This is a genomic window from Mangrovibacterium sp. (genome assembly GCF_041596335.1).
Classification (GTDB): Bacteria; Bacteroidota; Bacteroidia; order Bacteroidales; family Prolixibacteraceae; genus Mangrovibacterium.
Genome location: NZ_JBFHIT010000066.1, coordinates 1 through 22,117, shown reverse-complemented (window position 1 = coordinate 22,117; position 22,117 = coordinate 1). Strand labels below are relative to the sequence as shown.

Annotated in this window: 23 protein-coding genes and 1 other RNA gene; 13 read left to right on the top strand and 11 right to left on the bottom strand. The window is 41.4% G+C overall.

The genetic code is table 11. From position 1 onward, the window contains the following. The first annotated feature begins 9 nt into the window (after positions 1–9). On the top strand, positions 10–111 hold the full coding sequence (locus ABZD21_RS17305; RefSeq protein WP_372776374.1) for a 4Fe-4S binding protein: 102 nt from the start codon (positions 10–12) through the stop codon (positions 109–111). 207 nt (positions 112–318) lie between these two features. After that, a complete protein-coding gene (locus ABZD21_RS17300; RefSeq protein ID WP_372776372.1) occupies positions 319–666 on the top strand; it encodes a T9SS type A sorting domain-containing protein in 348 nt (115 codons plus the stop codon). A gap of 63 nt (positions 667–729) precedes the next feature. Here ABZD21_RS17300 and ABZD21_RS17295 read toward each other — a convergent pair whose 3' ends face one another. Further along, complete coding sequence (locus ABZD21_RS17295) at positions 730–3,252, bottom strand: DUF5686 family protein (RefSeq protein ID WP_372776371.1); 2,523 nt, start codon at positions 3,250–3,252, stop codon at positions 730–732. Between the two features lie 378 nt (positions 3,253–3,630). On the opposite strand from ABZD21_RS17295, the gene hutI reads away from it, so the two are divergent. Together hutI and ftcD are read left to right on the top strand one after the other, a co-directional pair. Continuing rightward, on the top strand, positions 3,631–4,878 hold the full coding sequence (gene hutI, locus ABZD21_RS17290) for an imidazolonepropionase (RefSeq protein ID WP_372776370.1): 1,248 nt from the start codon (positions 3,631–3,633) through the stop codon (positions 4,876–4,878). A 10-nt stretch (positions 4,879–4,888) separates the two neighbouring features. Beyond that, the gene (gene ftcD / locus ABZD21_RS17285) at positions 4,889–6,571 is read left to right on the top strand and encodes a glutamate formimidoyltransferase (protein WP_372776369.1); all 1,683 of its coding nucleotides are present in this window, start codon (positions 4,889–4,891) and stop codon (positions 6,569–6,571) included. A 56-nt stretch (positions 6,572–6,627) separates the two neighbouring features. On the opposite strand, the gene ABZD21_RS17280 is transcribed toward ftcD, so the two are convergent. Further along, positions 6,628–6,771 (bottom strand): PLDc N-terminal domain-containing protein, encoded by a 144-nt coding sequence (locus tag ABZD21_RS17280; protein WP_372776373.1) that lies wholly within the window; start codon positions 6,769–6,771, stop codon positions 6,628–6,630. Positions 6,772–6,986: 215 nt separating this feature from the next. Next, the gene (locus ABZD21_RS17275) at positions 6,987–9,053 is read right to left on the bottom strand and encodes an HD family phosphohydrolase (RefSeq protein WP_372776368.1); all 2,067 of its coding nucleotides are present in this window, start codon (positions 9,051–9,053) and stop codon (positions 6,987–6,989) included. A gap of 170 nt (positions 9,054–9,223) precedes the next feature. On the opposite strand from ABZD21_RS17275, the gene ABZD21_RS17270 reads away from it, so the two are divergent. Together ABZD21_RS17270 and ABZD21_RS17265 are read left to right on the top strand one after the other, a co-directional pair. Further along, a complete protein-coding gene (locus tag ABZD21_RS17270) occupies positions 9,224–10,009 on the top strand; it encodes an NlpC/P60 family protein (protein WP_372776367.1) in 786 nt (261 codons plus the stop codon). Between the two features lie 75 nt (positions 10,010–10,084). Further along, positions 10,085–10,507, top strand: a complete 423-nt coding sequence (locus ABZD21_RS17265; RefSeq protein ID WP_372776365.1) for an NUDIX domain-containing protein — start codon at positions 10,085–10,087, stop codon at positions 10,505–10,507. Between the two features lie 23 nt (positions 10,508–10,530). On the opposite strand, the gene ABZD21_RS17260 is transcribed toward ABZD21_RS17265, so the two are convergent. The 4 genes from ABZD21_RS17260 to dapB all read right to left on the bottom strand — a co-directional run bounded on the left by ABZD21_RS17260 (position 10,531) and on the right by dapB (position 13,796). Continuing rightward, positions 10,531–11,172, bottom strand: coding sequence for a WbqC family protein (locus ABZD21_RS17260; RefSeq protein ID WP_372776364.1), 642 nt, complete (start codon positions 11,170–11,172; stop codon positions 10,531–10,533). Positions 11,173–11,181: 9 nt separating this feature from the next. Beyond that, on the bottom strand, positions 11,182–11,520 hold the full coding sequence (locus ABZD21_RS17255; RefSeq protein WP_372776363.1) for a lipopolysaccharide assembly LapA domain-containing protein: 339 nt from the start codon (positions 11,518–11,520) through the stop codon (positions 11,182–11,184). Between the two features lie 214 nt (positions 11,521–11,734). Next, positions 11,735–13,075 (bottom strand): signal peptidase I, encoded by a 1,341-nt coding sequence (gene lepB, locus ABZD21_RS17250; protein WP_372776362.1) that lies wholly within the window; start codon positions 13,073–13,075, stop codon positions 11,735–11,737. Between the two features lie 4 nt (positions 13,076–13,079). Further along, on the bottom strand, positions 13,080–13,796 hold the full coding sequence (gene dapB, locus ABZD21_RS17245; RefSeq protein WP_372776361.1) for a 4-hydroxy-tetrahydrodipicolinate reductase: 717 nt from the start codon (positions 13,794–13,796) through the stop codon (positions 13,080–13,082). Positions 13,797–14,102: 306 nt separating this feature from the next. Between dapB and ABZD21_RS17240 the strand changes: the two genes are divergently transcribed. From ABZD21_RS17240 to ABZD21_RS17230, 3 genes are all read left to right on the top strand, one after another. Further along, positions 14,103–14,975: a pyridoxamine kinase gene (locus ABZD21_RS17240; RefSeq protein WP_372776360.1), complete on the top strand. Its 873-nt coding sequence runs from the start codon at positions 14,103–14,105 to the stop codon at positions 14,973–14,975. 31 nt (positions 14,976–15,006) lie between these two features. Next, positions 15,007–15,849 (top strand): HAD-IIB family hydrolase, encoded by an 843-nt coding sequence (locus ABZD21_RS17235; protein WP_372776359.1) that lies wholly within the window; start codon positions 15,007–15,009, stop codon positions 15,847–15,849. A 226-nt stretch (positions 15,850–16,075) separates the two neighbouring features. After that, positions 16,076–16,513 carry a hypothetical protein gene (locus ABZD21_RS17230; protein WP_372776358.1) on the top strand — a complete coding sequence of 146 codons (438 nt, stop codon included), beginning with the start codon at positions 16,076–16,078 and terminating at the stop codon, positions 16,511–16,513. 49 nt (positions 16,514–16,562) lie between these two features. Here the strand turns inward: ABZD21_RS17230 and ABZD21_RS17225 are convergent, their stop codons facing one another. The 3 genes from ABZD21_RS17225 to ABZD21_RS17215 form a co-directional block, all read right to left on the bottom strand. After that, a complete protein-coding gene (locus ABZD21_RS17225; RefSeq protein ID WP_372776357.1) occupies positions 16,563–17,294 on the bottom strand; it encodes a nucleotidyltransferase family protein in 732 nt (243 codons plus the stop codon). 51 nt (positions 17,295–17,345) lie between these two features. Then, the gene (gene ribH / locus ABZD21_RS17220; RefSeq protein WP_372776356.1) at positions 17,346–17,831 is read right to left on the bottom strand and encodes a 6,7-dimethyl-8-ribityllumazine synthase; all 486 of its coding nucleotides are present in this window, start codon (positions 17,829–17,831) and stop codon (positions 17,346–17,348) included. A gap of 69 nt (positions 17,832–17,900) precedes the next feature. Then, positions 17,901–18,590 (bottom strand): tetratricopeptide repeat protein, encoded by a 690-nt coding sequence (locus ABZD21_RS17215; protein ID WP_372776355.1) that lies wholly within the window; start codon positions 18,588–18,590, stop codon positions 17,901–17,903. A gap of 184 nt (positions 18,591–18,774) precedes the next feature. Between ABZD21_RS17215 and ABZD21_RS17210 the strand changes: the two genes are divergently transcribed. Both ABZD21_RS17210 and ABZD21_RS17205 read left to right on the top strand, forming a co-directional pair. Beyond that, the gene (locus tag ABZD21_RS17210; RefSeq protein WP_372776354.1) at positions 18,775–19,893 is read left to right on the top strand and encodes a DNA replication/repair protein RecF; all 1,119 of its coding nucleotides are present in this window, start codon (positions 18,775–18,777) and stop codon (positions 19,891–19,893) included. Further along, on the top strand, positions 19,880–20,170 hold the full coding sequence (locus ABZD21_RS17205) for a DUF721 domain-containing protein (protein WP_372776353.1): 291 nt from the start codon (positions 19,880–19,882) through the stop codon (positions 20,168–20,170). The genes ABZD21_RS17210 and ABZD21_RS17205 overlap by 14 nt, the downstream gene beginning before the upstream one ends. Here the strand turns inward: ABZD21_RS17205 and ndk are convergent, their stop codons facing one another. After that, positions 20,171–20,590 carry a nucleoside-diphosphate kinase gene (ndk, locus tag ABZD21_RS17200; protein WP_372776352.1) on the bottom strand — a complete coding sequence of 140 codons (420 nt, stop codon included), beginning with the start codon at positions 20,588–20,590 and terminating at the stop codon, positions 20,171–20,173. A gap of 118 nt (positions 20,591–20,708) precedes the next feature. On the opposite strand from ndk, the gene ABZD21_RS17195 reads away from it, so the two are divergent. Both ABZD21_RS17195 and rnpB read left to right on the top strand, forming a co-directional pair. Continuing rightward, on the top strand, positions 20,709–21,746 hold the full coding sequence (locus ABZD21_RS17195; RefSeq protein WP_372776351.1) for a bifunctional oligoribonuclease/PAP phosphatase NrnA: 1,038 nt from the start codon (positions 20,709–20,711) through the stop codon (positions 21,744–21,746). Positions 21,747–21,835: 89 nt separating this feature from the next. After that, an RNA gene (gene rnpB, locus ABZD21_RS17190) (RNase P RNA component class A) lies at positions 21,836–22,117 on the top strand; the annotation flags it as partial.

Here is a 22,117-nt window from a genome sequence, read left to right as displayed (position 1 = left end):
GTAGAAGCAATTTCAGAAGGAGATATCTACAAGATTGACGCAGATCTTTGTACTGATTGTGGCTCTTGCGCCGAAGTGTGCCCGGTTGATGCTATTTCAGTAGCAGAATAATATCGGACTGCATAAAAATTTCGCCTGCCAGTTTTTTGGCAGGCTTTTTTTTGTCCTCAAATAGCCCACTTCTCACAAATTGAAGCGGAGCGATAAGCTGCTTGGAACGGATGCTGTTGCATTATATTGTGAACAGATTCATTTTAATTTGAATTGTTGAGTTGCCTTTTATCAAAAAGTCGTATCTTGCTACAACTGGAGTGAATTATGAAAGCGTCTTATTTAATAATCGTACTAGTTTTAGCCTGTTTGATTGGAAGTGCCCAAGCAGAAATATCACCAAATGTAGAGCAAGCAGCTACTAAAGTTGAGCGGGTTTATCCTAATCCGTTGTCCGATTATTTGTTTGTCGAAATCAAGTGCGTTGACTATGCGCAGGCTACAATTGTTCTCCTGGATATTTTAGGTAATCCGGTTCAGCAGTGGGAGAATGTCGAAGTTGTTCCCGGTACGCAAAAAGTTCGCCTCGATTTAAAACTCCTTCACTCCGGAATATATTTACTTAAAGTTACGATTGGCGACCAGAAATTTGTTAATCGCCTACGCAAAGTTTAAGTTCTAATTCCAAATCCCGTTATTCCCATTTTCCCTTTTTTGTTCGCTCGCACTTTTAGTTGCTTATAATCCCAATTCGAAACGTGCCCTGATTCCAAAACTCGGAGCGCCGATAACAGACGTAGGTTGTACGCGCCATAACGCTTCAACCCGAAACATACTTAAAATGTTTTCCAAGCCGGCACCCAATTCAATATAGGGCTGATCCATATCGGTTACAGGCAGCGGAAAACTGACGATATCCTGATGTTTGCTACTGACCGAACCCACCAGTAATTTCGCTGATAGTACTTCGCGCAAATTAGCTTTCTTAAGCAGCGGAACCCGCCGGAAGAAGAAGCCGTTCAGGTGATACTCGAGGTAGGTATGCAGGTATTTGTCGTGCACAAATTCGAGATAATTCAATAGGTTGAAATCGTAACTAAATAAGCCGATTGTCTCGTTTCCTCGCGGAATATCCAACATGGTATAGGGGAGTTTGCCCCAATAGATTCCGGCTTCAACTGCATAATCAAATCGGGTCATTCCTAAATATACTTCCTGTCTGATTGTGGATGCCAATCGACCGTAAAACGTCGTGTTGTCATCGTAATACACTTGTCCTCCGGCTACTGTGAAATGAATAATTGGATATTCGGTTCCCATATACATCCGAAGAAAACCCTTGTCAATTAGTTTTTCCTCTCTCGAAAATCGAGTGTCGAGACTAATTTCACTGGCCGATACCGAGTTGACAGGGGCGCCATTTCGTAGGAAGGGATAGAATTCGGGAGAATAATGCTTCGTATAATTAATGGCTAATTTGTTCATTAAGCCGGGATACCACTCATATTCATACTGAGCACTCACTTTTTGTTCCCGGTAAATTTCATCAAGTGGGTCATGTTTGAGGATCTGAGATACCAGGTTGTTTTCGGTAGCGCTAAACGCGTTTTCGTAGAGATACAGAATTTTTTCATTCTCTCCATGACGAATCATTTTATCATCGTACGAGAACTTTACTACCTGCCGGTTTATTGTTTTGAACTTATAGCCAACGCCCAATAATCCTGAGAGTTTCTCGATTCGGGTGCTGTATCCCAATCCTCCCCAAATCATGAAATTCTTACTGATTTCCTCGCTTGTTCTGGCCCCAAAGAAGAATCGGCTTCCTTCAACTTTGTTTGTATTGAAGAAACTAGTGTAGGGGCCAATCTCAAATTGGCCGATGTCGTAGTAGCTGGTCATCGACATCCGAGCCAGGTTGTTAAGTAAATTTACTTGCCTGATTTGGCTGATGGAATCGATTGTTTGTGAGAGCATGATCTGTTTCTCGGTCAGGTTTTCCATTCGGTTCAAACTCCAGTAGCTCGAATCGCGGTCGTAGGAGCCGGGAAGTTTGACCGTTTCGTATCGGGCGCGGGGTGTACTAAGTTTTATTTCACCTTCCGGGTCAATGGTAACATCGTCAATCGTTGCCGATTGCGTATAGAAGAGCGATAACCTTTTCTGATCTTTTTTCTGACTTTTAAACGGAATGTAGTCGAATAAAGCATCAATTTTGTTGCGTTTGTAAAATGGTGTTGAATCGTTTACGAAGTAGTAATCACTGTTTAAGTGAAGACGTTTCAGGAAGTTTAAGTTGCTAGTTGTCGAAAGTTCGCCATCAATTTCTACAATCGAATAATATTTGTTTTCAGAAATGAAGTAGCCTTTAAATGTGTTTTCTCCGGCACGGCGAGGTTGGAAATGAACCCGGTAGTGCATTACGCCATCAACACGCGAACTATCTGCCAGAAAATATTTGTAGTAGTACCAACCATTTTCGGAAAGAGGACTGACAAAGTTTTGAGTGAACAAATTGATGTAGTTGTCGTAAAAATTCACTTCCATATCGAGTGCGCTCGTGTAGCCCGATATTTCGAGATCATTTAAAATGCCAACACCGTTTGTGCGGTCGGCTAAAACTGTCGATTTCTTTTTGGCCGGACTAAGTTGGATCTCATTAAATACTAACTGCTCTGAGAAATATAGCGGTAAATATTTTGAACTGTCCTCTGCGGTTTTTATCACATTCAAATTCTTTTGAAACGGTTTGGAATTGATTATTGCATCGCCCAGATTATTAATTTGATATTGCCATTGAGAGTATTTTTTGTACGAAAACTTATTGTACTGGTCAGGATTGTTTGCTTTTTTTCGATCCATAATACGGCCGAACAACTCTCGCATCGGACCCTCATCGGGCGCGACAGAAACTTCAGAGATGTCGAACGTCTCGGGAATCATCCGAATTTCAATCTGTTGCATATCTTCTCTGGGCAGTAGCTTATGAACCGAGCGATAGCCAATAGCCGAAAAATCGAGTGTGTCTGTCAGGGAAGGAAACCGCAGCGTGAAATTGCCAAGCGTATCGGTCATTGTACCTGTGGTGGTATGTTTAATTACGATGTTCACAAAGGGGATTGGTTCGCCATTCGAAGAATCGGTTACCGTTCCGGCTAAATATTTTTGCTGTCCATATGCCGCATTTTCAATCAGCAGCATAGCAATAAGTAGGCTTGATTGCAAAATTAATTGCACAAACCTGGAGACCTGTTTTCGCATGTTTTGTTTTCTGTTTCTAGCTTTTTAATCTTCTACATCCGATGGCTTAAGTCGTCTGTGAAAACCGAAGGCAAATGTGGTGAAATTTTACACTTTTTTCTGTTAAAATTCAATTTTTATTGGTTTCCAATTTTTGAATTAATAAAGACTTTTTCAGAAATACTCCAGCTCCGTACAAGAAATAAGCAAGGGGTACAAGGCGGTTTTGAGCACATTTGTTTTATAGCAAACATTAAAATGGTCTTCGGTTCATGCTCTTTTGTCTCCAAACAGGTGCTTTAAAGTGCTTTTAGGTTTTGTTAAATATATTTAGACTATATGATTTCTAACAGCTAATTTGTACTAGTCGTTTCTTTAAAATGTCTTATATTTTACCTTATGAGAATTGTACTTGAAAATATTAAGGAATTAGTTCAGATTGAAGACTCTACAGTTCGATTTAAGGCTGGGACAAATATGTCCTCATTACCAGTGCTTAAAAATGCATATCTGGTGATGCGCGATGGCCTAATCGAGGGGTTTGGTCCGATGGATGGACTACGAGATGAAAAGTTAGACAACGATGTGTTGGTTGAACTTGATTGTACCAATCGCCTTGTTTTTCCTTCCTATTGTGATTCTCACACCCACTTGGTATTTGCAGCCACCCGGGAACGAGAATTTGTTGACCGAATAAATGGGTTAAGCTACGAAGAGATCGCTGAAAACGGCGGAGGAATATTGAACTCAGCGTTGATGCTGGAAAATTGTTCCGAAGACGAACTATTTCATTCTGCCATTGCCCGCTTGCACGAGATTGCAATGCAAGGTACAGGAGCAGTTGAGATAAAAAGTGGATATGGCTTAAGTACTCAATCAGAATTGAAAATACTTCGGGTAATCAAGCGGTTAAAGCGGCAGAGTCCGATGGTAATTAAATCGACTTTTCTGGGAGCACATGCCATACCACTGAAATATCAGGATGATCGGCAAAAGTATATCGAAATGCTGATTCATGAAATGTTGCCGGTTATTGCAACCGAAGATTTAGCTGATTATATCGATGTTTTTTGTGATCAGGGATTTTTTACTCCAATTGAAACGGAACAAATTTTAATGGCTGGTGTGAAATATGGTTTACGACCTAAAATCCATGCCAATGAGTTAGGGCTTACCGGTGGAGTTCAGATTGGTGTAAAATACGATGCGCTTTCGGTGGATCATTTGGTGTATCTGGGAGCGAATGAAATTGATGCTCTGAAAGGAACAGATACCATGCCGACTGTGCTCCCGGGTGCTGCTTTCTTTTTAGGATTGCCCTATGCTCCGGTTCGGGAGATGATTAATGCCGGTTTGCCGGTTGCGTTGGCATCTGATTATAATCCAGGTTCATCACCTTCCGGTAATATGAACTTCATGGTCGCGATGGGCTGCTTAAAGTACAAAATGACTCCGGAAGAAGCGCTAAACGCTACAACATTGAATAGTGCCTACGCGATGGGTGTTGAAGGTATTTGTGGTAGTATTTGTGTTGGAAAACTCGGTAATGTGTTTATTACGAAAGAGCTTCCGGGCTATGCAAATATTCCTTATCATTATGCCAGTAATTTAATTGAAACAGTCATTCTCGACGGTCAAATAATTTAAACAAACGGCTATGAGTCAGCTTTTAGAATGTGTTCCGAACTTTAGTGAAGGACGGAATATGAATGTAATCAAGCAGATCACCGATGCTATTGAGAGTGTTGAAGGTATCAAACTGTTAAATGTTGATCCGGGCAAAGCAACCAATCGAACGGTCGTAACTTTTGTGGGAGCGCCCGATGCGGTTGTTGAAGCAGCTTTTCGCGGAGTAAAACGGGCGTCAGAAGTTATTGATATGAGCAGGCATCATGGCGAACATCCGCGATTTGGAGCCACTGATGTTTGTCCGCTCGTTCCAATAGCAAATATTAGTATGGAGGAAACCGCATCATATGCCCGAAAATTAGCTCGGCGGATTGGTGAAGAACTAGCCATACCTGTTTATTGCTACGAGTTTGCCGCTTCAATTGGAGAACGAAAGAGTTTGGCCAATTGTCGTTCCGGAGAGTATGAAGGGCTTCCGCAAAAGTTGAAAGATCCGAACTGGAAGCCTGATTTTGGACCGGCGAAATTCAATAAGAAGGCGGGAGCGACTGCAGTTAGTGCGCGAAATTTTCTCATTGCTTATAATGTCAATTTAAATACTACATCGGTTCGTAGGGCGAATGCGATTGCGTTCGATGTGCGCGAAGCAGGTCGGATTTTGCGTGAAGGTGATCCGGTGACCGGAAAGGTGATTACCGATGAGCGTGGCGAACCAGTGCGAATCCCAGGGACGTTGAAGAAAGTGCGGGCGATTGGTTGGTTTATCGAAGAATACGGGGTTGCACAAATTTCGATGAATTTGACCGATATTACAGAAACCCCAATTCACAAAGCTTTTGATGCGGTTTGTGCGAGTGCCGGTGAACGAGGAATTCGAGTGACAGGTTCAGAGCTGATTGGATTGATTCCACTTCAGGCAATGCTCGATGCCGGGAAATACTTCCTGAAGAAACAACAACGGTCGGTTGGCATATCAGATGACGAGATCATCCGAATTGCCGTGAAATCGATGGGGCTGGATGAGCTAGGGCCTTTCAATCCGAAAGAACGCATTATCGAATATTTATTGGAGGACGGGGAGAAGCTATTGAGGGATATCAGTCTGAAGGACTTTGCCAATGAAACAGCGTCTGAATTGCCAGCACCCGGAGGTGGTTCTATATCGGCGTATGTTGGTGCATTGGGAGCCGCATTGGCCGGTATGGTGGCCAATCTGTCAGCACATAAGCGCGGTTGGGACGAACGTTGGGAGGAATTTTCGATCTGGGCCGAAAAGGCCAAAAGCTATCAGAATCAGTTGGTTCAATTGGTTGACGATGATACGAAAGCATTTAATCAAATTATGAGTGCCTTAAGTATGCCCAAATCAACAGACAATGAGAAAACTATTCGCTCTGCGGCTATTCAGACGGCGACTTTAAACGCTATTTTAACCCCGTTAAAAGTAATGGAAACAGCTTTTGAATCGATGACAGTTGTCGAGGAAATGGCAACGCACGGAAATCCAAATTCGGTTTCAGATGCAGGAGTAGGAGCATTGTGTGCTCGCACTGCGGTTCATGGTGCTTATTTGAATGTGCTGATTAATATTGGCGGTCTGACTGATAAGCTAAGAGCAAATGAGTTGAAACATCGGGCCGAAGAGCTGTTGTTTCAAGCCGAAACCAGGGAGCAGCGAATATTAAAGATCGTGTACGAACGAATTTCTTAGAACCCATATAAAAAGAAAGAGCAATCGGCCGATTGCTCTTTCTTTTTATAGTTGATTTAAAATGCTTTCCGAAGTCGTTGTCGACGGCCAATAAAAACATACAAGATGGAGCCGACGATCGGCAATAGTATTATAATTGCGATCCAAAGGAGACGTTTATTTCCTTCAAAATTATTCCTTGAAACACTCAATAGCCCCATTGCAGGCATTAGAATTAGAACTACAAATAGAAATTGAATGCATAAAATGAGCTGTGGATTTAGTATTAAAAGATGATTCATTGTGACAAATTTTAATCTTTTAACTAATTTATGACATATTCACGCAATAAAAAAAGCTCACCAGTTAATTTTTAAAATAAAATGACTTAAATAAATTCGAATCAAACATCAGCGAATGTTTCCATCCGACCAGTTTACTTCTCTTTTGGATATTCAATCCGAACATGATAGATGTTCATTAGTTTTTCGAGTAAGGTATCTTTAATGATACTGATGTCGTGCAATGTGAGATTGGCGTAATCCAGTTGTCCGTCATCCAATTTCTGTTGAATCATTTTTTGAATGAGCTCACGGATGTTTTCCGGAGTCTTATCCTTTAAAGCTCTTGTTGCTGCTTCAATTCCGTCAATTATCATTACCACCGAGGTTTCTTTGCTTTTTGGTTTGGGGCCGGGATAAGTAAAATCCGATGGATCATTGGCAACTTCAGGATGTTCATTCTTATAAAGTGTATAAAAATATTTGGCTTGCGTTGTTCCGTGATGGGAAGTAATAAAATCGATTAAAACTTCCGGGAGTTTATTCCTGCGAGCCAGTTTAACTCCGTATGTAACATGATCAATGATCACTTTTGCGCTTTCCTTGTAGTCCAGTTCGTTGTGAGGACTCATTCCGGCCGATTGGTTTTCAACAAAATAGACCGGTTGATTTGTTTTCCCGATGTCGTGATACAAAGCACCAGCGTAAGCTAAAAACGGGTTTCCTCCAATACGATGTATTACAGCCTCTGCCAGGCTGGCAATTTGTAGCGAATGTTGGAATGTACCCGGCGCTTCTTCGGCCAATTTACGCAACAATGGTTGGTTTGAATTGGACAGCTCAATCAAGGTAACATCGGAAACGAAGCCAAATATTTTCTCGAAAATATAGATTAACGGATATGCCAACAATAACAGTAGCGCATTACCTGCAAACCACTCAAGTTCGTCCCAGCGAATTGCTTTAAAATTTCCTTCCTGAATCATTGATAAAGCAATGTAAAGTACGCTATAGCTGATAAAAACCCACAGTGCAGTTAGTACCAGATGCGAACGCCGGTGTAATTTGTCGAGGCTAAAAACAGCAATAATACCGGCAATCAGATTCAAAAATATGAACTCGTAGCTATTTGGTGCGAAATACCCAATCAATAGAGACACAACCAGTAGGGTGTAAATTGCTGTTCGCGAGTCGAAAAAGATCCGAAGTAAGATGGGGAGAATGGCCAATGGTACAATGTAAATATTGATGAAATCGTGTTGCAAAACGAATCTGAAAGTAAATACCATCAGTACCATCATCAATAAAATGAAGCTAAGGTGACGTTTTTCATGAAAGATTTCCGACCTAAAAAAGGAGAGGTATAAAACCAGAATTAGCATGCAGGAAATAATCAGAAGCAATTTACCGATAATCAACATGTACCAATCGATGTTTTGCCCTTGTTTGGTTTCATAGTTTTTTTTCAACGAATTTAGAATCATGAATTTTTCAGGCGTGACAATATCGCCTTTAAAAATAATCCGTTCACCGCCTTGAACCATCCCTTGTGTTTCCGAGATGGAGCTGGTTAATTTGGTCATTTCCTGTATATTATATTCTTCACCATAACTTAAGTTGGCTTGAATGTAATCTGCCAAATTCATATTTTGATTTAGCGCGTTGTATTGGTCCTTTAGAAAGAAGCGAACCGTGTCGTTGAGGGCTTGAAAAGCTGTCTTCAATGAAAAAACAGATAGAATTGGAACTCGGGTAACAAGTTTGTCGTTGACGATAAACATTTCGGATTTGTCCTTTAAAATAGGATGTGTTTCGGGTGATTGAGAAATTATTCCGGCTTTGTAAATTTCTTGAATTACACCGGAGATTGTTGTGATGGTTTTCTCATTCAGCGAAGGAATTTCACTACTTAAGTCCTTCAACGTTATTTCCAGATTTTTGCTTTGCTGTTGACTGACCAGCGTATCTCGCTGGTAGTAGGGAATAAACAGTTTCCTTACCGAATCCCGCTCTGCTTTAATTAGTTCATCCGGTTTAAAAATTGCGAAGTCGAAGGGGGCGATTAACGTTTCGTGTCTCCATGGTGCATTTTTCTGAAATTCATATCTGAAGCGGCTTTCGCCGGGGATAATCAGATAAAGCAAAAAAATAGCAGCTGAAAACACCAATACGATAAACAACCGGTCGTAGTAATGACCGAGACGGGTTAATAACTTTTTCATAAATACCTTTTTAAAGAGCTTGGATCCGGGTTAAAACTAAGCGTGATGTTTTTATCTTTGAAAATTAAAATTAACAAATTCTTTGATGAATCGTGCCATGCGTGATTATTTCGGGTGAACTTACCCGACAAACAGCAGTGGACACATGACCTTAAAATGGTAATTGATACATGAATTACGGAATTTCCGGCCTAAGTATTATTCCTGTCAGGAGAGAACCATCCGAAAAGAGTGAAATGATCACTCAAATTTTATTTGGAGAACATTTTTATGTGCATGAGCATTTTATGGGCTGGTGTCGTGTGGTGATGGTTTATGATGGATATGAAGGATGGGTAGATCAAAAAATGATTACTCCATTGACCGAACGGATGTTTGCAAAGATTGAAAAGTCGCCGGTTTCCGTTTGTACTGATATCTTCAATTTAGTTCGAGTCGATGATGAGCAGAATATCATGATTGTTGCCGGAAGTTCATTGCCGTGCTGGCGACCCTATAAACATGAGTTCTCGATAAACCGGGAGACCTATAAAATGACTGGTAAGTTCACCTATCATCAACCCGAGGATGTACGGAAATTTATCGTTCGGCAGGCACTAATGTATTTCAATGCACCTTATCTCTGGGGAGGTCGTTCTCCTTTTGGAATCGATTGCTCCGGTTTTACTCAGGTTATTTATAAGATGGCCGGGCTAAAATTGGCTCGCGATGCAAAAGACCAGGTTCATCAAGGTGTTGCACTTAGTTTTTTGGAAGAAGCCCAACCAGGTGATCTGGCATTTTTCGATAATGACGAAGGAAACATTGTGCATGTGGGTATCATTTGGGAAAAGAATAAAATAATACATGCATCAGGGAAGGTCCGAATCGACAACGTGGATCAGTTTGGGATTTTCAATATTGATACTAAACGATATTCGCACAAGATGCGTGTGATGAAACGAATTCTAAAGTAATTGCTAACACCCTAATCAACCGGATTTACAGTCTGTTTTTTCACGATCCGAATTTATTTTTAATATTATTGCTGTATGTACACTTATAAATATCCACGGCCGGCTTTAACGGTAGATGCAATTGTTGTTAAAAAAGAGAGTCGCAAGCTTTTGCTGATTCAGCGCGGCATTGAACCGTTTCTCGGTAAATGGGCGCTTCCTGGCGGATTCGTAGAGATGCATGAATTGTTGGTTGATGCCTGCAAGCGGGAACTGCTTGAGGAAACGGGGCTTCGGATGAATGAGTTGATCCAGTTTACCACAGCAGATAAAGTTGATAGAGATCCACGCGGACGGACAATCTCGGTTCTGTTTTACGGATTTGTTGGTGAAGATGCTCGGGTTCAAAGCGGCGATGATGCAGCCAAGGCTGAGTGGTTTTCTATAGATGAATTACCCGAATTGGCGTTTGACCATTCCGATTTAATTACCCAGTTTAAAGAAGTTGTTTTCAAATAGAAAAGCCAATAATCTATTGACGTTTATTTTTTGCCTACACTTTTTAACAGCATTTCGTAGCTAGCCGAACCGCAATTAAACAGTAAATCGATCATACTGAGATTGGAAGTGAATCCAAATTTATCATCAAATACCTGCGTGTAAGCTACCGGTTCAAAATCAGAGTCGGGTAAGGCTTTTTGTCGTTTTGGGTGAATCGCTTCCCTGAAATTTAAAAACGGTTCGGGCACTGTTTCAAACTCTTTGGTGAGGAATAATTTGGGGCTTATTTCCAGTATGTCTAAAATCGTTTGAATCAATTGCTGATTAAAATCGAAAAGGAATTCAAATTTCTGTTCAAAAAATGGTCTGAAATCAGCCTCCAGAATTTCAAAGAATGGAGTTGAATTATACGCTGAAACGATCGCCTGCCAGTGAGTATGCTGCCAGTTTGTATCGTAGGATATCCGTAACTCAGCCATATTTTGCTTTAAACTACGACCTTTCTCAACCGGAACGATCAATGATTCCGGACCATTCGCGGCCAGAATCAGGCATCGGTTACGGTAGGTTTGCTTAATAAAGTGTTCCTGGCTTTCCATCCATACTTCGGAGTGGAGAAGGAATTTGCTGAAATACTGTACAGGTGGTAAATAAGCTGTACTTAATAATATAGGAATATTCACGATCGATTTTTAGGCAGTGAAAAAATCATTCGATGATCCACCTTTCATTTTTAATCCTTCAGGGTGATTTTCTTCTTTTACTTTTTCGTTTTCTATGGTCTTTGTTTTCAGTGTGTTTAGCTCTTTTTGCAAGCTTTTAACGGTCGACTTCAATTTCCATATTTTGGGGTAATTTATAATCAGAGCAACTATAAAGCCAATGATTACGCAGACCAATAGGGTTAACACCAATGGAACATCTGTAAGCTGCCAAAGTAATAACTTCACATCGATCGCGACACTATTTTGCAAAGTAAATATTACAAGCAGCAAAGCCAGTAAAAGTATGATGATGATTCCTGCGGACATAGCTTCTTTTTTTTGTAAATATATGAAATGCCCATGAGTCGGGAAATATGTGATGCCGGTATTTTTATTTAATTTAAAAATGCAATGTATACAACGATCAATATTTGTGATTCATACAGGCTGTTTTTCGTAGATTTCAGTTTTTGGAGCATTAAAAAAGGGATAATCAATCGATCGACTGATTATCCCTTTTTTATAGTGATTTCAAAAAAGATCAATGCACGAATGAAAACAGGCGACTCCAACGAATATTTGAAGGGAATCCTTTTTCCTTGTCAAGTGACAACCAGATAAACACGGCTTTACCAACCACATGATCTTCCGGAACAAAGCCCCAATACCGAGAGTCGGCTGAGTTGTGGCGATTATCACCCATCATCCAGTAGTAATCCATACTGAATGTGTAATCAGTGGCTACTTTCCCATCAATGTAAATGGTGCCGCCTTTCACTGATAAGTCGTGGTGTTCGTAAAGGTCGATAATCCGCTCGTATAGGGGGAGATTGTCTAAGTTAAGCGGTACAGTCTGCCCTTTCTTCGGAATTTGAATTGGTCCAAAATTGTCCACGTTCCAAGGGTGTTTTTCACTAAATGGGAAAATATTGTGATCCCAGTTTCCGGCAGTCATGTTAACACGTTTTACCGAAGTAACATTACTCAGTTTTTCAATTTCGGCCACTTGTTCATCAGTCATAGGGAATAAGAACTGAGATCCGCTGAACACTTGCTGATCTGATTTCGAGATGCCCAATTCTTCCAAAGTCCTTTTGTTTATGGCCGAACCGTTTGTGGTAACAATATAATCAAATTGGATTCCGGCAACGGGTGTTTGCGCTTTTTCATTCACGTAAACCTGTCCGTCAACAATTTCTATCACATCACCCGGAATACCGATGCAACGCTTGATGTAGTTTTCGCATTTGTCTACCGGGCGACTGATAATTTCACCGAAAGTGCGTTTGTCGCTCCACACCCGATCGCGTCCGTAGTTACGAACAAGGTTGTAATAACTTTGCGTTGGCAGGTTCGTCGCAACAGTATCTCCTTCCGGAAAGTTAAACACCACAACATCGTTGTTTTTTACCTGTCCGAACCCGGCAATACGTTTATATGGATTCTGTATCCAGGTTAAATACGATGGCGTATTTTGGGTCAACGGTAGTGTGTGATGTACAAACGGAAACGATAGTGGAGTTTTAGGCAGATTAGGACCGTATGAGGTTTTGCTTACAAACAGAAAATCGCCGACCAACATTGATTTCTCCATGGATGGAGTAGGGATGGTGTAGGCCTCGATAAAAAACATCCGGATAAAAGTTGCAGCGATCACCGCAAAAATAATGGCATCAATCCACTCAACCGTTTTGGTTTGCTTGCCGTTCGGTGGGTTCTTTTTCTTCCAGAATGCCCAGTGAACTTTTTTAGTCACATACATATCGAAGATTATTGCCAGTCCGATAAACCACCAATAATTTCCGAGCCAGAGAACCCACAAACTGTAAAGCAGGCCAACCAGGATGAATTTAAACCATTTGTTGGTTAACAATTGTCTCATTTATTTATAAGTTTAAAAGATCATTCATACTCAAAAGCCCTTTTTTTCCAAAACAGTATTCGGCAGCAAGTACCGCTCCGAAGGCAAAACCCTGACGGCTTTTAGCGCTATGTTCGATCGTAATATAATCTACATCCGATTCGTATTTTATGCGGTGAATGCCTGGAACTGTGCCTTCGCGAAGTGCACCAATATGCATTTGCTCCGACGTCTGTGGGTGCTCCATCGTCCAACTGGTTTTGGCCGGGTAGTTTTCAAACAGTTCTTCAGCCAATGTAATGGCTGTTCCACTTGGAGCATCAAGTTTCTGGGTGTGATGCACTTCTACCATGCTCACATCGTAACCTTCAACACCGGTCATTAGTTTTGCCAGTTTCTTATTGAGGGCGAAGAATAGATTCACACCTAAACTGAAGTTTGACGCATAGAAGAAGGTTCCGTTTTTCGATTTCATTTCGGCCAGTACAGCATTCTTGTTTTCCAACCAACCAGTAGTTCCGCTTACAACAGGGATCCCAGCGTCGAAACAAAGTTTGTAGTTGGCAATGGCTGATGAGGGAATCGTAAATTCAATGGCGACATCCGCTTTTTTTAGGTTCTCAATGGTTAAATCCTGTTGGTTCGATATATCAATTTTCAACACAATTTCATGTCCGCGGTCCAGGGCAATTTGTTCAATTGTTTTTCCCATTTTGCCGTATCCAATTAATGCAATCTTCATAAAAAATAATTGTGCTCCAATGAGCCGGGTTATTAATTAGGGCTAATTTGTTGGAATTAGAATGGCCTTTAGCCGATTCATTTTCTAACGGAGTACAAAGATAAAAATATCACTACAAAACTATCATTAATGAAAGTTTAAGCGCTATTTTTTCGGTAAACGACCAGTAGCGTCCTTTTTCGAGTGTATTTTGATGGGTTAATGGCTGTGAGTTTTATTTTCCGGAAATTAGCGAATGGTAATACTGGGGGAAGAAAATAAGAATACGAAAGGATAACTTTTGTATTTTTATGGAAAAATTGACCGATGAGGATTCATTTGCAGCGGGTAGCTGCTATTCACGATTTAAGTGGTTTTGGTCGGGCATCATTAACCGTAGTGATCCCGATTTTGTCGTCGATGGGCATTCAGGTTTGTCCGTTGCCCACAGCGGTATTGTCGTCTCACAGTGCTTTTCCCGGTTTTCATGCCCGCGACTTAAGTGCCGAACTGCCATCGATGATTGAACACTGGAAAAAACTGGATATTCAGTTCGACGCGATTTATTCGGGCTACCTGGGCGCTGTTGATCAGATCGACATGGTAAAGGGTTTTATTCGCGACTTTGGGAGCCATGATCAGCTCGTAGTTGTTGATCCGGTGCTCGGTGATAATGGGAAGCTTTATTCGGCTTTCGACTGTCAGATGGTTGCGGAGATGCGGAACCTGATTGCCCATGCCGAAGTAATTACGCCAAACCTTACCGAAGCTGCCTTTTTATTGGGGGAAGGATACCAACCTCAGGTTAGTATTGCTGAATTGAAATTGTGGTGCGTAAGGTTAGCCGAAATGGGGCCAAAGCAAGTAATAATTACAAGTGTTCCCGAATTTGGACAGAGTAGTAAAACTTCGGTGTTGGCTTATAATGCGGTCGACAAACGATATTGGCGGGTAACCTGCGACTATTTGCCCGCTAATTATCCGGGGACTGGTGACGCTTTTGCCAGCGTTATGGTAGGATCCTTATTGCAGGGCGACAGTTTACCGATTGCCTTGGATCGGGCTGTGAATTTTATTGCCATGGGAGTGCGTGCTACCTTTGGTCATCCGCACCATCCGAGCGAAGGAATTTTAATCGAAAAAGTATTGCCCTCGCTCAATGCTCCGGTACAAATTAGTAGTTATCAATTGGTGGATTGAAATATTTCAGGAATTAAAGCGGAAGATTAACATGGACTATAAAACGAAAATAGGCTTGGTGGCAACCGATTTGGATGGTACACTGCTCCGAAAAGATAAATCGATTAGTCGGGAAGATCTTGAAATGCTCGAGTTTTTGGGAGAGCACGACATTGTTCGGGTGGTGGCAACAGGCCGCAATTATAGAAAAGTAAAAGAAGTGATTCCGGATGGTTCACCTTTCGATTATGTGGCTTTCTCATCGGGAGCTGGTATCTACGACTGCAAAAGTGGGGAAATTATTTATCGTCAGAATATTGCTGTTGAGACGGTAAATCAAATCGCGGCGGTATTGGTGGCTAAGCGGCTTAATTTTTATTTGTTTCGAGGCGTTCCGGATAACTCGTTCTGTTGGTATTATCGGGGTGGAAAGCTATGTGAGGAGTTTGAGCGTTATTACTCTTTTCATCATGAATATGCCAGTTTATTGGAGGAGGGCGTTCCGTTGGAGAGTGATGCGTGCCAATTTCTGGTGATTTTTGAAAGCCCTGAAGATTTCTCAGAACTAAAAACGGAGATAGAAGCTCATTTCGATACGATTAAAGTCCTTCGCGCAAGTTCTCCCTTGGAAACAGGCTACGTCTGGATGGAAATCTTTCACCGTTCGGTGTCGAAAGGCAACGCGATTCAATGGATTTGCGATCGACATAACATTCCGCATCATTCAACCTTCAGCATTGGCAACGATTATAATGATTTGGATTTGCTCGACTTTACCTCAATCTCCTATATGGTTGAGAATGGCCCGGATGAGCTGAAACACAAATACCTGAAAGCGCCCAGCCACCAGGAGAGCGGATTTAGCAACTCAATTCGCAACCACCTTTTCGATTAACTGCGCGAATAAATTCATTGCAAATTGGGAGGGGAAGCAATCGTATTTTCAGTCTAAAATTAAAATTCCTTAATTTTTTTTGCTCGCTTTAAACCTGTTGAATGGAATGCAGTCAAATGGTCGGATTGTGTAAATACAGAAATTTATTTTGAGTATTTGCCACACCAAAGCATTCTTATTAAATGGATTAAAAACAGGCGGTAGCCGAAATAAAAAATTAAATTTTATGAAGAAGTTAGTATTGATTTTAGCCCTCTTCGTGGGAATTATTACAGTAGCTGAAGCGCAACGTAACACAAGCTCAAGACCTTCTCAAACGAATACTGAAGGCCGTCAGCGAATGGATCCCAATGAGCGCATTGACCAACAAGTTGCACAGATGCAGAAAAAACTTGCATTAACAGAAGAGCAAACAACCAAAGTAAAAGCGCTCCTGAAAGCCAATATGGAAAAAAACCGAGAGGCTTTCCAGAACGCGCGTGAAAGTGGACAGGAAGTTGATCGCGAAAAAATGAGAGCTCAAATGAAGGCTCAAACCGAAAAACAGGACAACGAAATAAAGGCGTTGCTAACAGCGGATCAAAAAGTTAAGTATGATGCGATGTTGAAAGAGCGTCAAGAAAAAATGAAAAGTCGGCAAGGGGCTTCCGACCGAAAAGAATAGTAATAGCTTGCATTTTTTGCAAAGCCGTTTCAGTACAGAAACGGCTTTTTTATGCGTTTAATTGTCGAATCAGAGCTTCGGCCTGCCCCAAGTCTGCTACTTTTCCCAGATCCATCCATGCGGAGCGCTCATCAATATAAGCACCAATTTTGTGTGTTTTTGCCAATCGCAAATACAAATCGATGATCGAGAATTTTCCGGATTCGTTAATTAGATTCAATAGCTGCGCTTCGATAATATGAATTCCGCTAAAAGCGAATTCCTCGGCGTCATCAAGTAGTTCCAGGCGCGAAATTCTCAGTTCTCCATTTTTTTTATTTTTCCAACCGGCTAAAACATTGCCATTAAAAAGAAGGTAGCGAGAAGTTTCCCGGTTCCGCACTACCAAGGTTGCAATGGAGTGTGATTTTTGATGGGCTTTAAAAAGAGCTTTAAAATCGAGATTGGTAAGTATATCAACATTGATAAGCAGAATGGGCTCTTCGCCAAGTAAAAGCTCTTTGGCTTTCAGTAAGCCACCTCCGGTGTCAAGTAGTTCGTTGCTCTCGTCAGAGATTTGAATGTTCAAACCAAAGTTCTCCCGCTCCTTCAGGAATGAGCTAATTTGGTCGGCAAAGTGGTGGACATTGATGATGATCTCTCGGATGCCGTTTTGTTCTAACTGGCGAATGCAGCGTTCCAGAAGCGTCATTCCTCCAATCTCCACCAACGCTTTGGGTTTGGTGTCGGTTAATGGTTTTAGCCGGGTTCCCAGTCCGGCTGCAAAAAGCATGGCTTTCATCCGAGGTAATTTGTTGGTGAAAAAAAAAGGGACCGGAAAGGCCCCCAAAAATTATTTCAATTCGCTTTTTAGAGCTAACATTTTGATGGCGGTTACAGCAGCTTCATCGCCTTTGTTTCCTAGTCGCCCACCAGCCCGGTCGAGCGATTGTTGTTCATTGTCAGTAGTCAACACACCAAAAATAAATGGTTTGTTGTATTTCAGGTTCAAATCCATGGTGCCTTGAGTTACACCATCGCAAATAAAATCGAAGTGGCGGGTATCTCCCTGAATGACACAGCCCAGTAGAATAATTGCGTCAACATGGGTGTACTCAGCCATAAACTGCCCGCCTAATGGAAGTTCGAATGTTCCCGGAACGTGTTTCACGATGATATCGTTATCGTTCGCACCATGTTTTTGCAGGGTTTCCATAGCACCTTGGGCCAGAGCTCCCGTTATTTGGTAGTTCCACTCCGCGACTACAATACCGAATTTCATCCCTTCAGCAGAAGGTACCGAGGCTAAATCGTATTCTGATAAATTTTTTGTTGCCATGAGTCTGTTTTTTTACAAAAATAAAAAATCCCCTTCAATGAGGGGATTTTCTGAAGTATTTGGATAAACTTATTTCTTTAGTTGCATATCAACACGGGCGATGTACTTGTCAATTGCACGTGCTTCTGTTGATGTTGGATATTCTTTTTTGATCTCGTTGTAAACTTCCAACGCATCTTCAAATTCACCTTGGCTTTCCATTAGCTGGCCGGCTTTCATTAAATAGACCGGAGTGGTAAATTCATTTTTCTCGGCGTATGCCTTTTTATAAGCACTAAGGGCTTCTTTCGGTTTATTCAGTTCAGCATAGCAATCTCCTTTTGCGCCTTCTAAAACCGGAGCTAAAACCAAGTCGTCAGTGCTGAACGAATTAAGATAATCAAGTGCTTCCTCGTACTGTCCTAAATGCATATATGAAATACCCACATAGTAGCTAGCCAGTTTTCCGGCAGGAGTAACGCTATAATCATCAATTATATCGAGAAATCCAGGATTGTTTCCGTCACCATTGATGGCCAGATTAAAGGAGTCTTTCTCAAAATACTGCTCGGCCATGAACATTTGTTCCTGAGCGGCTTTTTCTTTCGGTTGAACATATAGTTTTGTGAAGCCCAGAAAGCCAGCAACAATAACCACCGCTACACCAACAATGATGCTCAGGATTTTTTGGTTATCTTCAATAAACTGCTCTGATTTGGTCAACGCACTTTCAACTTCAGACAGGTTGTCTTCTTTTTTAAGATCTTTATTCTTTGCCATTTTTAAGTATGATTATTCCAAAATTGTGACGCAAAAATATACTTTTTTGCTAAACCTGAACCAGAAAAGGATTATAAAATTTAATATTAATCAACACATTGCTGTTATTATCTCCGGCTGTTTGCTAAATGGTACAGACTTCCGTTTTTATTTTGCTAGTTTTGCTTGGCAAATTCAGAAATCCATGTATCTCGAAAGTATATCACTCCTAAATTTTAAAAATCTGGAAGAGGTTGATCTGCTGTTTTCATCCGATTTAAACTGTTTTATCGGGAACAACGGAGCCGGCAAAACCAATTTGATGGATGCAATCTATTACCTCTCATTTTGCAAAAGTTTTTTGAATCCGGTTGACGGATTGAATATTCGTCATGAGGAAGATTTCTTCGTTATCCAGGGAAAATATAAGCGCCAGGATACGGATGAAGTTATTCATTGTGGGCTAAAAAGAGGGCAGAAAAAGAGCTTTAAGCGAAATAAAAAGGAATATAAAAAGCTAGCTGAGCACATTGGATTGCTGCCGCTAATTATTATTACACCGTCGGATAGCGACCTGATTACCGGGGGCAGCGATGAACGGCGGAAGTTTCTGGATGCGTTGATTTCGCAGTATGATCAGGCCTATCTCGATGCTTTAATCCGCTACAACAGGGCTTTGCTTCAACGCAATAAATTGCTGAAGCAGTTTGTTGCTGAACGCTTTTATAGTGAAGAAAGCCTGGAAGTATGGAGTGACCAGTTGGTGCATTATGGTGAACAAATTCATGCCAAACGCGTATCCTACATTCAGTCGCTGCAACCTATCTTTCAGCAATATTACGAGTTGATTTCCTCTGGAAAAGAACAAATTGGAATGATTCATGAGTCGCAATTGTATGAGGGCGATTTTGCCGAACAATTAAAAGCGAACTTGCAAAAAGACCGTATTCTTCAATATACAACTGTAGGCATTCACAAGGACGATATTCTGTTTAATTTGGGCGAATACCCCATAAAAAAGCTCGGTTCGCAAGGGCAGAAGAAAACCTATTTGGTGGCCATGAAACTGGCACAGTTCGATTTTATCAAGAAAATGGCCGGTATGACTCCGATTTTGCTATTGGATGATATTTTTGACAAACTAGATAAGAATAGGGTGGAGCAAATAGTTAAACTGGTTGCTGATGAGCATTTTGGCCAAATCTTCATTACGGATACCAATCGGGAACACCTGGATCAGATTATTCATGAAATAAAGGCCGATGCCAAAATTTTCAGAGTTGTTGACGGAACAGTAAATGATGTAACCAATGAGAAAAAGTAATACCGAAAAGCTAAGTCAGGTTCTCCGTAATTATATTGACGAAAATAAACTTCAACCCAAACTGAGTGAACTCGATATTGTTGATTCGTGGGAGATGCTGATGGGAAAGACTGCGGCGTCGTATACCGAAGAGTTGCGGATAAGCCATGGAACTTTGTTCGTGAAAGTAAGTTCTCCGATTTTAAGAAATGAGTTGCTGATGATGCGCGAGCAAATAAAAATGCGCCTGAATGAAAATGCAGGCGCTGAAGTTATTCGCGATATTGTTTTTCGTTAATTAAAACCGTTCAACCCGAGAAAAGAAAAAGTCGCTTTCGCGGATTGCGCTGGCATCGCTGTCGGAACCATGAATGGCGTTGTGGGTTTTCGATTCGGCAAATAGTTTGCGAATTGTTCCTTCTTCGGCCTCCAACGGATCTGTCGATCCAATTAATTTTCGGAAATCAACTACCGCATTTTCTTTTTCCAAAATTGCCACAACAATAGGCGACGAACTCATAAAATCGGTGAGATAGTCGTAAAAAGGTTTGCCTTCGTGTTCCTGATAAAACTCGCAGGCCTGTTCCTTTTTAAGTTTGGTATATTTCAGAGCCTTAATCACAAATCCGGCGTCGTTTATTTTTGCAAGAATCGGGCCTGTCTGATTTCGGTCAACAGCTCCCGGTTTAATAATCGTAAAGGTTACGTTACCTGCCATAATTTTGTATTTTTAGTTTGTTGAATCGAGAATTCATTAAAATTAAAAATAAAAACAATTGAATGCCAGTTGGCTTTCATTATTTTTACATTTATTATACGCATTAAAATTAGTTGATTTGAAACCATTTAATATTGAAGATGTTAACCGATTGAGTGTCGCGTTGGCTCAGCAAGAAGAACCGATTGTGATTGTGCCCCATGTGAATCCGGATGGAGATGCGATTGGTTCAGTGCTAGGATTGGCGGCCATTTTGAGGAATGCCGGAAAGAATGTCGTGGTGATTTCACCAAATCATTTCCCCGATTTCCTGAAATGGATGAAAGACAGTGCAGACGTGGTGGTTTATGTTAATGCCCGGGAGAAGGCGGTAAAGATATTGGCAAAAGCCAGCATGTTGATTTGTCTCGATTTCAATCATCTATCGCGAACAGGCGAAATGAAAGACCTAATTGAGAACTGGAAAGGTCAAAGTGTTTTAATCGATCATCACCCTTATCCACAGGGATTTACCGATCTGCAGTTTTCTCACCCTGATTATTCATCGACAGCTGAATTGGTTTTTCACCTGGTTAAAGCAATGGGATTTGAACAATCTATTTGTAAAGAGGCGGCAGACTGTCTTTTCTGTGGAATTATGACCGATACAGGTTCCTTCAATTACAATGTATCCGACCCGCAGACCTTTAAAACGGTGAGTGAACTGCTCAGTTTTGGTGTCAATCCGGAAGAAATTCATGGTCGGGTTTTCGACAATTACTCGATTGATCGAATGAAGCTAATGGGGCACTGCCTGAGCGAATGCATGGAGGTTTTCCCGGAGTATCATGCTGCGGTTATGTACCTCTCTAAAGAAACACAGAAGCGTTTTAATTACCAAAAAGGAGATAGCGAGGGCTTTGTCAACATGCCTCTTTCAATTCAAGGAATTCATTTCAGCGCTTTTTTTACAGAGAATGACGACCAGATAAAAGCATCATTCCGATCGAAAGGAGAATTTGCGGTCAATGAATTTGCTACAGCTCATTTTAATGGTGGAGGACATCGAAATGCAGCCGGTGGTGAAGTATTTTCTTCGCTCGAATCAACCGTGGAGCGTTTTCGCAAGTTGCTCCCGGAATATAAAAAGGAATTAATACGAACCCAGCAGGAATAGAACCGGTCGGGTTTTCGGGAAAGCTCTGTTAGGCGTAATCCGAAATAGTTGTAGATGAATCAAAAATCGCCCAACATTACTATCTTTGCACCGCAGACCGCTCTATCGCTCCATCGCTTGCGAGGGGGAGGAAAGTCCGGGCAACGCAGGGCGCCATGCTTCCTAACGGGAAGACGGGTGAAAGCTCGTTTCAGTGTAACAGAAAATAACCGCTCCGATCTCGTATCGGGGTAAGGGTGAAAAGGTGAGGTAAGAGCTCACCGGTTTCGGGAGTGATTTCGAAAGCCGTACACATCATGGGTTGCAAGACCAAATATATCACGGTTGGCATTTGCCGGCAGGGTTGCCCGCCCTGTTCTGTCCTTCGGGGC

What these genes read in the sequence shown, in the direction of transcription:
- ABZD21_RS17215 (WP_372776355.1), bottom strand. Translation starts at nt 18,590, where the DNA reads ATGGCAAAGAATAAAGATCTTAAAAAAGAAGACAACCTGTCTGAAGTT.
- ABZD21_RS17280 (WP_372776373.1), bottom strand. Translation starts at nt 6,771, where the DNA reads ATGGGGCTATTGAGTGTTTCAAGGAATAATTTTGAAGGAAATAAACGT.
- ABZD21_RS17295 (WP_372776371.1), bottom strand. Translation starts at nt 3,252, where the DNA reads ATGCGAAAACAGGTCTCCAGGTTTGTGCAATTAATTTTGCAATCAAGC.
- ABZD21_RS17255 (WP_372776363.1), bottom strand. Translation starts at nt 11,520, where the DNA reads ATGTCCGCAGGAATCATCATCATACTTTTACTGGCTTTGCTGCTTGTA.
- ABZD21_RS17270 (WP_372776367.1), top strand. Translation starts at nt 9,224, where the DNA reads ATGAATTACGGAATTTCCGGCCTAAGTATTATTCCTGTCAGGAGAGAA.
- ABZD21_RS17235 (WP_372776359.1), top strand. Translation starts at nt 15,007, where the DNA reads ATGGACTATAAAACGAAAATAGGCTTGGTGGCAACCGATTTGGATGGT.
- ftcD (WP_372776369.1), top strand. Translation starts at nt 4,889, where the DNA reads ATGAGTCAGCTTTTAGAATGTGTTCCGAACTTTAGTGAAGGACGGAAT.
- ABZD21_RS17240 (WP_372776360.1), top strand. Translation starts at nt 14,103, where the DNA reads ATGAGGATTCATTTGCAGCGGGTAGCTGCTATTCACGATTTAAGTGGT.
- lepB (WP_372776362.1), bottom strand. Translation starts at nt 13,075, where the DNA reads ATGAGACAATTGTTAACCAACAAATGGTTTAAATTCATCCTGGTTGGC.
- dapB (WP_372776361.1), bottom strand. Translation starts at nt 13,796, where the DNA reads ATGAAGATTGCATTAATTGGATACGGCAAAATGGGAAAAACAATTGAA.
- ABZD21_RS17230 (WP_372776358.1), top strand. Translation starts at nt 16,076, where the DNA reads ATGAAGAAGTTAGTATTGATTTTAGCCCTCTTCGTGGGAATTATTACA.
- ABZD21_RS17275 (WP_372776368.1), bottom strand. Translation starts at nt 9,053, where the DNA reads ATGAAAAAGTTATTAACCCGTCTCGGTCATTACTACGACCGGTTGTTT.
- ABZD21_RS17210 (WP_372776354.1), top strand. Translation starts at nt 18,775, where the DNA reads ATGTATCTCGAAAGTATATCACTCCTAAATTTTAAAAATCTGGAAGAG.
- ABZD21_RS17265 (WP_372776365.1), top strand. Translation starts at nt 10,085, where the DNA reads ATGTACACTTATAAATATCCACGGCCGGCTTTAACGGTAGATGCAATT.
- ABZD21_RS17225 (WP_372776357.1), bottom strand. Translation starts at nt 17,294, where the DNA reads ATGAAAGCCATGCTTTTTGCAGCCGGACTGGGAACCCGGCTAAAACCA.
- ndk (WP_372776352.1), bottom strand. Translation starts at nt 20,590, where the DNA reads ATGGCAGGTAACGTAACCTTTACGATTATTAAACCGGGAGCTGTTGAC.
- ABZD21_RS17205 (WP_372776353.1), top strand. Translation starts at nt 19,880, where the DNA reads ATGAGAAAAAGTAATACCGAAAAGCTAAGTCAGGTTCTCCGTAATTAT.
- ribH (WP_372776356.1), bottom strand. Translation starts at nt 17,831, where the DNA reads ATGGCAACAAAAAATTTATCAGAATACGATTTAGCCTCGGTACCTTCT.
- hutI (WP_372776370.1), top strand. Translation starts at nt 3,631, where the DNA reads ATGAGAATTGTACTTGAAAATATTAAGGAATTAGTTCAGATTGAAGAC.
- ABZD21_RS17300 (WP_372776372.1), top strand. Translation starts at nt 319, where the DNA reads ATGAAAGCGTCTTATTTAATAATCGTACTAGTTTTAGCCTGTTTGATT.